Source organism: Ligilactobacillus acidipiscis DSM 15836 (assembly GCF_001435755.1).
Taxonomy (GTDB): Bacteria; Bacillota; Bacilli; order Lactobacillales; family Lactobacillaceae; genus Ligilactobacillus; species Ligilactobacillus acidipiscis.
This window is the reverse complement of sequence record NZ_AZFI01000009.1, coordinates 1-12,677: the sequence shown is the minus strand read 5'-3', so window position 1 is coordinate 12,677 and position 12,677 is coordinate 1. Positions and strand designations below refer to the sequence as shown.

Below are 12,677 nucleotides of genomic sequence, written 5' to 3'. Positions count from 1 at the left end.
GTGTCATGCACTATCTGTCACAAACAAAGTGGAGTTTACGTGATATTGTAGCATTGATGCTAGGCACTTCAGATAATACGGCTGCTAACATTTTATTGGATCACTTTGGCAGAAAAAAAGTTAGTGACTGGTTAACGGATAACTTTCCTGGCTTACAGTTACAGCGTAATTTTATTGCCCCAGTGGTAGCTGGAAAGGATAATTTTTTAACGGCAGCAGCGCTTTTGCCTGCTTGGCAAGAGTTATTTGGCGAGAATAACGAATTTACGTTTTTTTGCCAAAATGCTTTACATGAGCAGACGGAACGCGGCAAGTTGATTTATTATGCTGACGATTTGAAATTTAGTGGGGATACCTTTAACAAGACAGGAGACTTAGTCAATGTTGAACATGACTGTGCTCGGTTGAAATTGAACCAAAAATGTTTCGATTGTATTGTTTTGACAAGATTTACTGGGTTAAAGCAACATCAAAGAGCTTTGAAATTACAACAGGATATTGGGCGAATGTTAATGCAGAATTTGCTACAAAAATAGATCGATCTCGATGGTATTACTTACCGATTTTTTTAAAAATTATTATATAATGGAAGTAAGGAATAGTTGTTAATCACTTTGTGTATCTACAAAAGAGAGCGGTGTTCAAGTGAAGGGAAAAATGTGGCTCGCCATTATTATTGCTGTTTTAGTATTACTTAGCATTATTTATGAATATATGACTCATAGTTTTTCGTGGGGGATCATTTTGCTCCAAGTTCTTTTTTTGGTCTATGCTTTACTCCAATTTAATAAACTTTGAAATGACATGTAGCAACTGAAGACTAAATTATGAAATTAGTTTGATGAACAGAAAATAAAAATGCCTTTGTTCATTGTGAACGGAGCATTTTATTAAAAAGCTGGAGCAATCAGGGTTAACTATTCTAGATCTGAGAATTGGCTCGCTAAATTGAATATCAAACCAGAGAAGTGATCATGAAAACGGCAAGTTTTTGAGGTCACTTTAGAACAAAACAAGCACTTTTTTGATACTGCGGCATTTTATGGAAATGGTACTTCGATTGCTCGGAAAGGTCATTAAGTAAAGTGGTCAAAGTGCCATAATTGCCGATAAAATTGTGCACGGGCCAACATGATACCTCTGGGCAACAAACGGAAAGCAGATCCTAAAGATTCTAAGACGTTAATGAAGGCCTTAGATGGCAGCCCGGAACGTTCAGGAGCCGAACAGAAGTTTTTTTATCAGACACATGCTTCACCAAAATATAAAATAAGTAATGATTATATGGATGTTATGGCTGATGCATGAGAAGAGGGAAAAATAAAAGCAGTTGGAGTAGCAAATTTTTCTAAGGATCAAATCAGTGAAGAACATGAAACTTTAGTCCAAAGGAGTGTCTTTCTGGCGACCGCGATGGATGATGGTACAATTTGGCGCGGCATTGATCAGAAGAAAACGGAGTTTGTGCTATTTTAAAAAAATTAAATGTTGTAATTATTCCGTGCGGACTTTTAACAAAAATGTACTAACAAGAAAATAGCGTGAAAAAAAGAATCTCATTAGTTAATCAAGTTATATTTTATTTTGGGCATTTAAACGTTACTAAAGATAATACGCAGATTCATACTCTTACTAAGTGCCTATTAAGGGGCTCGTGTGAACAGAATAAAGCAAAAGTGAACCTCTTTTTGAATAATAGTTCCAATTACAAAAAATTAAACAAGCTAAAGATAATTTGGGAGCAATTGGTTAGCAGCATAACCTATGAAGAGTAAGACGAATTAGTGTATGTTGAAAGGTAAACTCATGTATAAGGAGTTGACTTGCACTTAAGGTCGGAAAATTATGAAATTTTCAAAGAATAATGATTGCTATTTTTCTAAAAGGAGGGCTATTGATGTCGGAACTTTACTTAATGCGACATAGTCAAACGTTGTTCAACAAATTACATCGGATCCAAGGTGCGAGCGATTCTCCTTTGACTAAACAAGGTATTGAGGATGCTAAAAAAGTAGGTGCCTATTTCAAACAACAAGGGTTAAAGTTTGATCATGCCTACTCGTCTACCCAGGAACGTGCTTGTGATACTCTTGAATTTATAACTGCTCAACCTTATACGAGGCTCAAGGGGTTAAAAGAATGGAATTTTGGAGTATTTGAAGGCCAAAGCGAACAACTTAATCCTAAAGATGATTCAAAACGGCATTCTTATGGCGACTTTTTTCTGCAATTTGGTGGAGAATCAGATCTGCAGGTTCAAAAAAGGATGAATGATACGTTAACAGCTATCATGAGCAAGCCTGACCATGAACGTGTACTAGCTGTCAGTCATGGTGGAGCATGCTTTATGTTTTTGCAGAAATGGCTTTCTTACACAGAAATTCGGCAACGTGTCACTGATTTTCATAACTGTTGTATTTTAAAATTTACCTTTACAGATGATAATTTTTCTTTTGTTAAAGCTATTAATGTTAAAAACTTTTAATAAAATTATGTGTAGACTGGTTATTGTGAGGGGTATCTTGAAGTTAGCAAGAGTTTAATAGGAGATGGATCTTTAATGAGAGTGCTTAATTTATATTTAGTACGTCATGGGCAAACTTACTATAATATTTTTAATAAGTTGCAAGGGTGGAGCAACTCACCATTGACACAAAGGGGGATCGATGGAGCCAAGGACATCGGGCAACGGTTGGCAGAGGTGCCGTTTGCTGGAGCATTTTGTTCGGATACGGGCCGTGCAATCGCTACTGCGAAAATTGTCTTAGCCGAAAATCAGGTTTCGAACATTAAAGACCCCAAACCTGTTTCTTATTTCCGGGAAGAATTTTACGGGTATTACGAAGGCACGGATATGAATCAAGCTTGGTATTTGGCAGCAGGACCGCACGGACTGAAAAACTTTCCGCAAATTGTCGAAAAATATTCGTTTGACACGGCAAAAGATTTCTTAAAAGAGGCCGATCCATTTGGTTTAGCCGAAAATCATGAAGAGTATTGGAATCGTATTGACCAAGGCTTTGCTCTGATCAGTTCGGATGAGAGCCTTCATGATGGGGATAATGTCTTAGTCATTTCGCATGGTAATACATTGTTGAGTTTAATGGACAGATATGCTGCCGGACGATATGATCTGAGCGAACGTCCTGCAAATGGCAGTTTGACAAAGTTAAGGCTTGTTGATGGGCAAATCGAAGTTGTTAGCTATAATGAATAGTGAAGAATAAATAAAACGGGTGTCGCAACTATATTTTGAAATATAAATGAGGAATCTGTTTTATTTTTATAGTCTTTGCGCAGGCAGCTGGCTAAAGGTTGTGGAAAGTTTTAGCCAATTTGATAAAATCGGCTAGAAATATGGGAAAGCTTTAGCCAATTTGATAGAATCGGCTAGAAGTATGGGAAAGTCTTAGCCAATTTGATAAAATCGGTTAGAAGTATGGGANGTTCCAGCCAATTTAACAGAATCGGCTAAAAGACAGGCAAAGAATTAGCCAATTCAACGAAATCGGTTAAAAGTCTGGCGAAGTTCCAGCCAATTTAACAGAATCGGCTAAAAGTCTGGCGAAGTTCCAGCCAATTTGACAAAATCGGCTAAAAGATCAGTAAAGTTCCAGCCGATTTCAATCAAAGAAAAATCACATGAAGGAATAAAAAATCTCGGCCAGCTTAATTCAAACTGTCCGAGATTTTTAAAATCAATTTTTAGTCGTTCATTTTCTTTTCCACATACTTCGAGAGCCATGTCAGCAATGTGATGATCACTAAGTACATCAGCGCTACGATGCCCCAGACTTTGAAGCCTTCCAGGTTGCGCGCGATGATGATTTTCCCAGTTTGTGTTAATTCCAGGATGCCAATGATCGATAGGATCGACGTATCCTTCAGCGTAATGATGAACTGGTTGATAAATGATGGGACCATGATCTTGATCCCTTGCGGCAAGATAACTTTGCGCATCGCTTTGCCAAACGGCAGACCTAAACTGCGCGCGGCTTCCATTTGCCCAATGTCGACCGAATCTATCCCACCTTTGACAAAGGCCGCGGTATATGCTCCTTCATTAAGCATCAATGTGATCGTCCCAGCGACGAAAGCGGGGATCTTTGTTCCTGTCAAACTAGGTATCCCGTTGTAAATGAACAAAGCCAGTACCAGTAACGGCAGACCACGGAAAATATAGATCACCGTTGTGGATAGTCCGCGTGCAAATTTGTTAGGCAAAACACCCAACAAGCCAAAAATTACTCCAAAAACCGTTGCCGCAATGATCCCAACGATCGTCAGATAAAGCGTTTGTCCAAGTCCCTTTAACAAAACAGAATAGTTTTCTTTGATCAGACCGCTAAATGTGTGATCATTTGTCTTTTTCTTCTGTGAGTTTACTGTTTTGGTACTGAGATAACGGTCAGTGATTTTTTATATTGACCATTTTTCTTAAGCACCTGCAAACCGTGATTGAATTTCTGAATTAATTCAGGATTTTGCCCCTTCATGACCGCAAATCCATAATAGCCGCTTTCTGCAGGTTTAGTCACGATCTTAAGTTTAGTCCCTGTTTTGATAGCATACTTCATAACAGGGTCGTCTTCGAAGGTCGCAACTGAATTACCATTGACCACGTCGTTATACATATTGTCTGAATCATCAAAAGTTACAGTCTTAAAGCCGTATTTTTTCTGTTGTGATTGTGCATAATCGGCAGCCGCTGTCCCAGTTTTTAGGGCTACACGCTTGCCTTTCAAGTCGCTTAAACCTTTGATCTTGCTATCTTGGGCCACTGCCATCACGACACCAGTTTTGTAATATGGATCAGAAAAATCAAATTTAGACTTACGTTCAGGCGTGATCGACATTCCTGCGATCACACCGTCGATTTGGTTTGATTGCAGTGATTGGACTGCGGCGTTAAAGCCCAGTTCCTTGATATTGACCTTGAAGTCTTCTTCTTTTGCGATGGTCTTCATTAAATCAATATCGATCCCAACGTATTTGTTATCCTTATTAGCAAATTCGAAAGGCGGGTATGTAACATCTGTCCCGATCGTATAAGTTTTTTCCGCGTGTATTTTTGGAGATACTGCGAAAAACAGGATCAGTGAAAACATAGCCACAAGAAATTTGATCATCCTATTTTTTTTCATCAGATCTCGCCCCTTTACTTATTTATTTTTAATAATGTTTCTAGAATACCACATTTTAACTAATTAAGGGTAGCTGACCTAACCAAAAAAGCAAATTTATCTATCTATACCAAATGAATAATAAGCACCATGGTTAGTGCTATGCTTGAAGAATTCGTTGCTTGACCAAATGTCATTATGACTCAGGAGTTAGCTCGATGAAACTAAGATAGCTTTTGTTAAACGGCGGCATTTTTTTGGGACACACAATAAATATGCGAAAAAGTGCTTGTAATTTTGTTAGAAAGCGATTAGAATACAGTTGTAGGGAATGAACAGCTCATAATTTATATTTTATAAATTAGATGGTTGTTTCATTAAAAACCACACGAAAAGAGGTCAAGGGCTTGTTAAATTCTCTATCAGATAATGGTCAGACTCGACTATAGTGTGACAGTGCGTTCGATGTTGGTGCGAAATCAGCATTTTTCCGTTCTATGTCCGCTTTACTAGTTGCCTTGTGCAAGTAATTAAGTCTGATCATTATTTTTGTGTCTAAAAAACATTGCTTTGAATGGCAAACCAAGTAAACCTTTTTGACCCGGGTTTTAAATATTCAGTGAATTTTAAATTTCCTTGTGATACTACTAGCTTTGCTCGTTGTTTTAATAATGGGGATGCCGTTTTTGCTGCTCAGAAAAAATTTTACATAATAACACAAAAATAGTGCTGGTGATCAAAGTCACCAACACTATTTTTAATGGATCTGATATATCTTAAATGTTCTTCAAAATGTCGCTGAATGCTGGTTGTTCCTCGGCTGGCAAATCATAAGTTTTCCGGTAGTTAGCAATCGTATCAGCATCAAAAGTTTCAGGGTCGACTGGAATAAATGACGTATCAAGCGGGTCGATATTTTGGATCTTAGCGTCCAAGACGATCGGTAACTGATTGCCTTTTTTTTGCAAATCATTGATCTGATTCATGGCGTCTTTGAGTTCTGCCAGATTAGTGACAGTAAAGCCGATCGCACCCATATCTTGAGCAACCTTACCCCAGTCAGCACCAACTAAGTCGATCCCATAAGGAGCTTGGTTTGCCTGGATCTTTTCGTGACCAATGTAACCAAAGGACTTGTTTTCTAAAACAACATTGATGACTGGTAAATTATACTTAACTTCAGTCAACAAGTCAGGCATGACCATCGCATAGCCGCCATCACCGGAAATACTCCAAACTTGGCGGTCAGGGAAGCTTAATTTGCCTGCTAGGCCAGCCGGTAAGCCGAAGCCCATTGTGCCATACCATGGGGACATCGCATATTTTTGCTCCTTGTTGAAAGGCAGTTGACGCAGCGACCATTCGGTGTTGTTACCAACATCTAAGCCGAAAATAGCATTGTCTGTGGCATTTTCTTTGATGGCCTGAATAACACCTTCAGCCCGCAGACCATTTTGAGCATCAGCAGCTAACTTTTCAAGCCACTGCATCCACAAAGTACGGTCCTTTTGAGCGGCCTTTAAGAAAGCAGTTGGTTGTGCCTGGTAGTCTGTTTGCGCTAATCCTGCCAAGAATTGAGCGGCGTCGCCTAAAACAGTGATGTCTGCATCGTATTGTTTGCCCAGGTCAGCTAAATTGTTATTGACTTGGATGATCGTTTTGTCGGCCGGCATAAAGCGGGCAAATGGATAGTTAGTTCCGACAAATAAGATCAAGTCGCTGGCTTGTGAAACTTCAAAGGCTGGCTTGGTGCCTAACCGTCCGCGCGCACCCATGTAGTTTGCATGATCGCTTGGGAAAACGTTAGCGGCAGGAGCAGTTGTCAAAACAGGCAAGCCGAATTTTTCGGAAACCGCAACTGCGGCTTTTTTGGCACCATAAGCACCTTGACCGAGCCACATTATTGGTCGCTTAGCTTGTTTGATAGCGGCGGCAACTTGCTTAACATCAGCAGCATCAACTGGCAATTTAGTGGTTTGTTTGTTTAATGCAGCAGTTTTTAATTCACGGTAGTCGATTTCTTGGCCTGAAAGGTCATCCGGCAAAATTACGACTGAAACTGATTTAGTGGCGTAAGCTGAGCGAATCGCTTCGTCAACGACCTTAGGGATCTGATCAGCATTGACGACCTGCTTGTGAAACTCAGCTACATCCGCGAAAATTGGATCTTGATTCATTTCCTGGAAGAAGTTGGTATTCATCACGCCGGTAGCCGATTGTCCGACTAAAGCCAAAACTGGTGTGTGATCCATTTTAGCCTCGTATAAGCCGTTTAACATATGAACTGAGCCAGGGCCGGCAGAGCCAAATGCGACGCCAATCGTGCCGGTTAACTTGGCATCGGCAGCGGCAGCAAGTGCGCCGATCTCTTCGTGCCGAACTTGGATGTATTTGATCTGGTCACGTTCTTGATATAATCCATCGACGGTGTTGTTGATCGAATCTGCGGTGATCCCGTAGACGTGATCCACGTCCCATTTTTCTAATACTTTTGCGAGTGCTTGTCCTGCCATCATTGTAGCCATTTCAAAAACTCCCTTTCTCTTTAAACAATTTTTTATCAAAAGTAATACTGAAAATAACCGTTGCTCATCAACGGAACATTTCTTAGTATAACACTTACTTTTTGTAAGTCAATCTTTTTAGACAATTTATTGTGAGAGAAAGAAAGTTGTTAATACTGGTACTTCTAACACATCTTTTTGAAAAACGTTTGAGGTCATAAAATTTTTTTGAAATTTTTCGCTGTGAAAATTGGAAAACTATCATGCTCCTGGCGTACCTGATCTGGTAAGGTCAAGCTTCAAAAAACTTTTCTGATCAAGTTGCGGAGATATTGAAAAGAAGAGTGAGCATGTTTCAAAATAAACTAGGACTATCAATTGGGTAAGAGCTCTCAAGTCAAAAGGTTGACAGTTCCAAGTCAAAGTAATGTGGATCCGAAAATAAGTGATCAGCCCCATAGCGCCAACTTCACAGTTGAAAAAGTAACTGGGATAAATATCTCCCCAATAAAAAAAGCTGCAGCAAATCAAACTAGATCTCTGCAGCACATTTTTATTAGAAAGGTGGTCATGCCCTGGTAATTTATTTCAAAACGTCGGAATATTTTTCATGGTGTTTGTCGAAAAACTTAACGGCATAAGGGCAAACATTGATGATCTTATAATCATTTTTGCGAGCATGGTTGGCAACTTCTAACATCAAGTAGCCGCCCAGACCTTTGCCCCGTAAGGAAGGGTCTACAACGGTCGAATCGATCGTATAAGTTTTTTTATCATCATCTGGAGTAAAATCTACTTGAGCATCGACTTTGTCATCTTCGGTATAATGAACAAAACGGTCTTGTCCATCTTTGTAGTTTGATTCAAAAAGAAACTTCATTATAAATGACCTCCTCAGGTTCCTGTTAACGTTATCATACTATCGAATGAGAACTCCACGCAATTAGTTTGTTTGGTGCAGCTCTTTATTTAAGAACTCCTTTAAAATCACAGCTTGATTATATTGTGTGTCCTTAGCACCATACAGTAAAGTAACGTCGTTTTCATTTAATTTTTGTTTGATAGTTGCGATAAACTCTGGCATGGCAGGATTTTCAGCCAATTCTTTCAAGTAAAGTTCCCTGAATTTGGCAAACTTTTCAGGGTCATGACCGAACCATTTACGTAATTCGGGTGAGGGTGCGATCTCTTTATTCCAGCTATCTAGTTTGGCGTTGATTTTTGAAATCCCCCGCGGCCACATTCTATCAACCAATACGCGGTAGGCTTGATAGTCTTGTTCATGGTCATAGATCCGTTGAATGTACAGCATGAGATCATCTCCTTAATGATTATTATTATTGTAACGCAAGCAAATAGTCTAAAAAAACCAAAAGGCTTCTGCTAAAATATACTATCAATTTGTAAGCAAATATATTGAAGAAAGCACAAAATAGTGTTAAATTTTGAATAGTAAATCGTGAACGACTAAAAACAAAGTGTCGCATGGTGGTTAGAGGCGAACGCTAACGAACGAGCACACTACAATGAGTTTCAGAACATTGGGGTGAGCTGGTAATTTAGGACTGAAACTTTGTTTATAGTCCTTCACGACAATATCTATTAAACTAAAGGTGGTGATGTCGATGTCATCGATCTACGAATTTGAAAAGCAAGAGATCAACGGACAGAAAATTGATTTTGCGGACTTTAAGGGGCAGGTTTTATTGTTGGTGAACACCGCCAGCAAATGTGGGTTAGCTCCCCAACTTGAACAAATTGAAGCCTTGTATCAGAAATATCATGAGCAGGGGTTCACTGTAGTGGGTCTGCCTTCCAACCAGTTCAAACAAGAATTGGATTCTGATGAAGAAGCCGAGCAGTATTGTAAGACACACTTTGGAGTAACTTTTCCAATGACGAAGCGCGTGACCGTCAATGGTGAAGATGAAGATCCGCTATATACGTATTTGAAAGAGCAAACTGATGGCACAGATATCGCTTGGAATTATACGAAGTTTTTGATCGATCGTGAAGGTCAAGTGATCGGACGTTATGAGCCAAAAACAACTCCAGATGAATTTAGCGATGATATCAGAGAAGCAGTGCAAAACTCTAAATAATACGTTATCATAGTATTATATGATTTTAGATAGGACACGATATTAGTCGGAACTATCGAGGTTAGGCGGCCAGAAATCAAACAGATGACCGCATAGGAAAAAAATAGGAGGAATTAAATTATGGCAGTAAAAGAAATCACAGATGCAGATTTTGAAGAAGTTACTGGCAAGGGTGTTACTTTGACGGACTTTTGGGCAACATGGTGTGGTCCATGTAAAATGCAATCACCAGTTGTTGAACAATTATCCGATGAAATGTCCGATGTTTCATTCACGAAGATGGACGTTGATCAAAACCCTGAAACAGCAGCTCACTTTGGCATTATGAGTATTCCAACATTGATGGTCAAAAAAGACGGCGAAGTTGTCGATACAGTCGTTGGTTACCATCCTAAGGATCAATTGAAACAAATCTTAGAACAATACACTGACTAAGTTATATAATTAAGGGGCGCGGAAATTATCTGCGTCTTTTATATTGGAGAGGGAGTGCTTCGGATTGGAAAAAACAGCAATTTTTGCGGGTGGATGTTTTTGGTGCATGGTCAAACCGTTTGACGAACAGCCAGGCATCAATAAAGTAGTTTCTGGTTATACAGGTGGACATGTGCCAAATCCCACTTACGAACAGGTTTGCAGCCACACAACTGGGCATACTGAAGCAGTTGAGATCCACTATGACCCAGATGTTGTTTCATATAAGGATCTAGTAGAAGTCTACTGGCGCCAAACGGATCCGACCGACGCGATGGGGCAGTTCCAAGATCGAGGCGACAGCTATCGGCCGGTCATCTTTGTACACAATGATGAAGAGCGCCAGATAGCCGAAGCTTCTAAGAAAGAGTTAGAGGAAAGCGGCCGTTTTTCGGATCCGATCGTGACCCAGATCGAGGATGCTAAGCCATTCTATCCAGCAGAAGATTACCATCAGGATTTCTACAGGAAAAATCCGCTCCGTTACCAAATGGAAGAAATGGGCGGTCGCGAGAAATTTATTAAAAAGCAATGGAAATAAGCGTATCAAAAAAGTCTGAAGAATTCTCCAGACTTTTTGTTTTGCATATTTTTAGGTAAACGTTTGAGCCGTTAGTTTTTGTCTGCTTCTTTTTTAGCACGTCGTTTGCGTAAACGGATCAGAAGAGGAACACTCAGTGTTGTTCCAGCAGCGCTAAGTGCCAAAAAATCAGCCACCAATAGTATTAAAAGTAGGACTCCGCCAACCTTAAAGTGCCAGGCAAGGACACTTAGCCCGAGCAAAACAATGGATAACAGCCAAATCGCACCAACTAGGAAGAAAATTTTTTGTTTTTGTGACGAGTTCAATTTCATTCCCTCTTTTTTAATGATTAAGTTAGAATATAGCGCGCTAAGCTAATAAAAGCAAGCAGAACTCTTTAACGATCCCCCCAAGTATTCCATCCGTTTCCTGCAATTCAAGATCGAACTCCAGATGAGCAGCATGTGGACCTACATCCACGAAAGGAAAGCCCAGACGACAACTCGCTAATTCATCTAGACACGATGAAAACTGATTTATTCTTGGTGAATCAGAGTGGCAATTTGTTTACCTGCATTACGCCAGAAAAGGATCTCATTATTTTTGAAATCTTCTGAAAAAGTTGAAAAATCTGCACGCGGAATAACTGTGCCGATTTCTTCTTTTAGAGAACCAGTGATCACTAAGGATTTATCCTCGCTGCGCCAACGAACATTATAGTAAGGGCCTTCCAAGGCTTCGTCAAGCATCTCTTGAACCCCGCCCTTAACAGTTTCTAGCAGTATATCGTTTTCTGTAGTTTCGGGTTTACCATGGGATTGTAAATAAGCTAATTTTTGAGCAGCTTCTCCCATGTCATTTGGAATCATATTAAACATTTTTTTACCTCCCAATTGACTAATAAAGTTTATTATAGCAAATATTTTCTCGATAAAATCAAGCAAGTTTTTCCAACTTAAGCTGTTTTGGCATTAAACTTTGTGTAGTGATCAGTATTGTGCTTCCAAGTTTTAAAAAAATAGGTAGTTCGCTATAGTGATACTAAGATCGATTCCGTTATTTACAATTACATGAGCACTAAGAAATTGTATTTGCCAAAAAGTTACGTTTCTGAGCAAGATGTTGTCTCAAGCTAACGATGAAAAGCAAAAAAATAGCCGTTTCACACAATGGATGCTGTGAAGCGACTGTTATTATTTATTTAACCGTTAACGACGGTGAAACGTTCTTGGTGATGGCTACTTTCTTGAATCTCTTGAACGATTGCTTTGGCCATTGTACCGCCAGTTGTTTCTGATTTGCCGTTTTTGTCCGTGAGTAATTCTTCTGTACCATACAAGATATTTTCGGCGGCGTCACCAGCTACAAAGGATGAAGCAGGTGAGATGCCGACCCAGTTAACGTTTGTAACATCTTGTAAAAAGTGCAATTCAGCTAACTGGTTGATTGGTGTGTTGATAAATGATTCTGCTCCAGGAACTTTCTTGATATCTTCTACTACCAAATGATTGTCATCACCAGTATGCAAACTTCCTGCACCTAGAATAAAAATAAAGCGTGGACTTTTTTCTTCACGGAACAAGCTGATCAAATGAGCTGTCAGATCTACATGTAAGTATGCTTGTGCTGGAGCGGTCGAAAAGGCATCGACTACAACGTCAAAGCCTGCCAAATCTTCCTTTTTTAAAGAAAAGGCGTCCTTTTCGAGGATCTGGATCGAATCCCCCAGTTCCTTCCTTGCCTTAGCGGCGTTGCGTACGATGGCAGTGACATTTAAACCTGCTGTTTGAGCTTCTTTAAAAGCTGCTGAACCGGCCATCCCAGTTGCACCAATGATCCCAACTTTAGTCATTAAAAAACCTCCTTGTATTTATTATGTTGCTTACATTTTATAAGGAAAATTATAAAAATACAAGTGATAAGTTTCTGCTGTTAGTCAGGTTCCACACTG

At 39.6% G+C, this 12,677-nt stretch carries 13 protein-coding genes and 1 pseudogene; 7 read left to right on the top strand and 7 right to left on the bottom strand.

Going from position 1 to position 12,677, the window contains the following annotated elements; all coding sequences use genetic code 11:
- The first annotated feature begins 5 nt into the window (after positions 1–5).
- The 4 genes from FC65_RS01575 (at position 6) to FC65_RS01565 (ending at position 3,217) form a co-directional block, all read left to right on the top strand.
- Positions 6–536, top strand: a complete 531-nt coding sequence (locus tag FC65_RS01575) for a serine hydrolase (RefSeq protein ID WP_056971303.1) — start codon at positions 6–8, stop codon at positions 534–536.
- A gap of 595 nt (positions 537–1,131) precedes the next feature.
- Positions 1,132–1,308 carry a hypothetical protein gene (locus FC65_RS11770; RefSeq protein WP_156408554.1) on the top strand — a complete coding sequence of 59 codons (177 nt, stop codon included), beginning with the start codon at positions 1,132–1,134 and terminating at the stop codon, positions 1,306–1,308.
- Between the two features lie 589 nt (positions 1,309–1,897).
- Complete coding sequence (locus FC65_RS01570; protein WP_056971302.1) at positions 1,898–2,485, top strand: histidine phosphatase family protein; 588 nt, start codon at positions 1,898–1,900, stop codon at positions 2,483–2,485.
- Between the two features lie 75 nt (positions 2,486–2,560).
- The gene (locus tag FC65_RS01565) at positions 2,561–3,217 is read left to right on the top strand and encodes a histidine phosphatase family protein (RefSeq protein ID WP_010497130.1); all 657 of its coding nucleotides are present in this window, start codon (positions 2,561–2,563) and stop codon (positions 3,215–3,217) included.
- 488 nt (positions 3,218–3,705) lie between these two features.
- On the opposite strand, the pseudogene FC65_RS01560 reads toward FC65_RS01565, so the two are convergent.
- The 4 genes and pseudogenes from FC65_RS01560 to FC65_RS01545 form a co-directional block, all read right to left on the bottom strand.
- Positions 3,706–5,108 (bottom strand): annotated as a pseudogene (locus FC65_RS01560) (amino acid ABC transporter substrate-binding protein/permease).
- Positions 5,109–5,899: 791 nt separating this feature from the next.
- On the bottom strand, positions 5,900–7,648 hold the full coding sequence (locus FC65_RS01555; RefSeq protein WP_056971301.1) for a thiamine pyrophosphate-dependent enzyme: 1,749 nt from the start codon (positions 7,646–7,648) through the stop codon (positions 5,900–5,902).
- Between the two features lie 562 nt (positions 7,649–8,210).
- On the bottom strand, positions 8,211–8,507 hold the full coding sequence (locus FC65_RS01550) for a GNAT family N-acetyltransferase (RefSeq protein WP_056971300.1): 297 nt from the start codon (positions 8,505–8,507) through the stop codon (positions 8,211–8,213).
- A gap of 63 nt (positions 8,508–8,570) precedes the next feature.
- Positions 8,571–8,939, bottom strand: a complete 369-nt coding sequence (locus FC65_RS01545) for a DUF488 domain-containing protein (RefSeq protein ID WP_056971299.1) — start codon at positions 8,937–8,939, stop codon at positions 8,571–8,573.
- Positions 8,940–9,252: 313 nt separating this feature from the next.
- Between FC65_RS01545 and FC65_RS01540 the strand changes: the two genes are divergently transcribed.
- From FC65_RS01540 to msrA, 3 genes are all read left to right on the top strand, one after another.
- Complete coding sequence (locus tag FC65_RS01540) at positions 9,253–9,729, top strand: glutathione peroxidase (protein ID WP_056971298.1); 477 nt, start codon at positions 9,253–9,255, stop codon at positions 9,727–9,729.
- A gap of 120 nt (positions 9,730–9,849) precedes the next feature.
- On the top strand, positions 9,850–10,164 hold the full coding sequence (gene trxA, locus FC65_RS01535) for a thioredoxin (protein WP_010497537.1): 315 nt from the start codon (positions 9,850–9,852) through the stop codon (positions 10,162–10,164).
- Between the two features lie 64 nt (positions 10,165–10,228).
- The gene (msrA, locus tag FC65_RS01530; protein WP_010497536.1) at positions 10,229–10,744 is read left to right on the top strand and encodes a peptide-methionine (S)-S-oxide reductase MsrA; all 516 of its coding nucleotides are present in this window, start codon (positions 10,229–10,231) and stop codon (positions 10,742–10,744) included.
- A gap of 71 nt (positions 10,745–10,815) precedes the next feature.
- On the opposite strand, the gene FC65_RS01525 is transcribed toward msrA, so the two are convergent.
- The 3 genes from FC65_RS01525 to FC65_RS01515 form a co-directional block, all read right to left on the bottom strand.
- Complete coding sequence (locus tag FC65_RS01525; RefSeq protein ID WP_231920856.1) at positions 10,816–11,058, bottom strand: hypothetical protein; 243 nt, start codon at positions 11,056–11,058, stop codon at positions 10,816–10,818.
- Between the two features lie 204 nt (positions 11,059–11,262).
- Positions 11,263–11,604, bottom strand: coding sequence for a hypothetical protein (locus FC65_RS01520; protein WP_056971297.1), 342 nt, complete (start codon positions 11,602–11,604; stop codon positions 11,263–11,265).
- Positions 11,605–11,927: 323 nt separating this feature from the next.
- On the bottom strand, positions 11,928–12,578 hold the full coding sequence (locus FC65_RS01515; protein WP_056971296.1) for an NAD(P)-dependent oxidoreductase: 651 nt from the start codon (positions 12,576–12,578) through the stop codon (positions 11,928–11,930).
- Positions 12,579–12,677: the final 99 nt, after the last annotated feature.

Coding starts and splice junctions, on each gene's coding strand:
- FC65_RS01575 (WP_056971303.1), top strand. CDS start 6: ATGCACTATCTGTCACAAACAAAGTGGAGTTTACGTGATATTGTAGCA.
- FC65_RS11770 (WP_156408554.1), top strand. CDS start 1,132: ATGATACCTCTGGGCAACAAACGGAAAGCAGATCCTAAAGATTCTAAG.
- FC65_RS01570 (WP_056971302.1), top strand. CDS start 1,898: ATGTCGGAACTTTACTTAATGCGACATAGTCAAACGTTGTTCAACAAA.
- FC65_RS01565 (WP_010497130.1), top strand. CDS start 2,561: ATGAGAGTGCTTAATTTATATTTAGTACGTCATGGGCAAACTTACTAT.
- FC65_RS01555 (WP_056971301.1), bottom strand. CDS start 7,648: ATGGCTACAATGATGGCAGGACAAGCACTCGCAAAAGTATTAGAAAAA.
- FC65_RS01550 (WP_056971300.1), bottom strand. CDS start 8,507: ATGAAGTTTCTTTTTGAATCAAACTACAAAGATGGACAAGACCGTTTT.
- FC65_RS01545 (WP_056971299.1), bottom strand. CDS start 8,939: ATGCTGTACATTCAACGGATCTATGACCATGAACAAGACTATCAAGCC.
- FC65_RS01540 (WP_056971298.1), top strand. CDS start 9,253: ATGTCATCGATCTACGAATTTGAAAAGCAAGAGATCAACGGACAGAAA.
- trxA (WP_010497537.1), top strand. CDS start 9,850: ATGGCAGTAAAAGAAATCACAGATGCAGATTTTGAAGAAGTTACTGGC.
- FC65_RS01525 (WP_231920856.1), bottom strand. CDS start 11,058: ATGAAATTGAACTCGTCACAAAAACAAAAAATTTTCTTCCTAGTTGGT.
- FC65_RS01520 (WP_056971297.1), bottom strand. CDS start 11,604: ATGTTTAATATGATTCCAAATGACATGGGAGAAGCTGCTCAAAAATTA.
- FC65_RS01515 (WP_056971296.1), bottom strand. CDS start 12,578: ATGACTAAAGTTGGGATCATTGGTGCAACTGGGATGGCCGGTTCAGCA.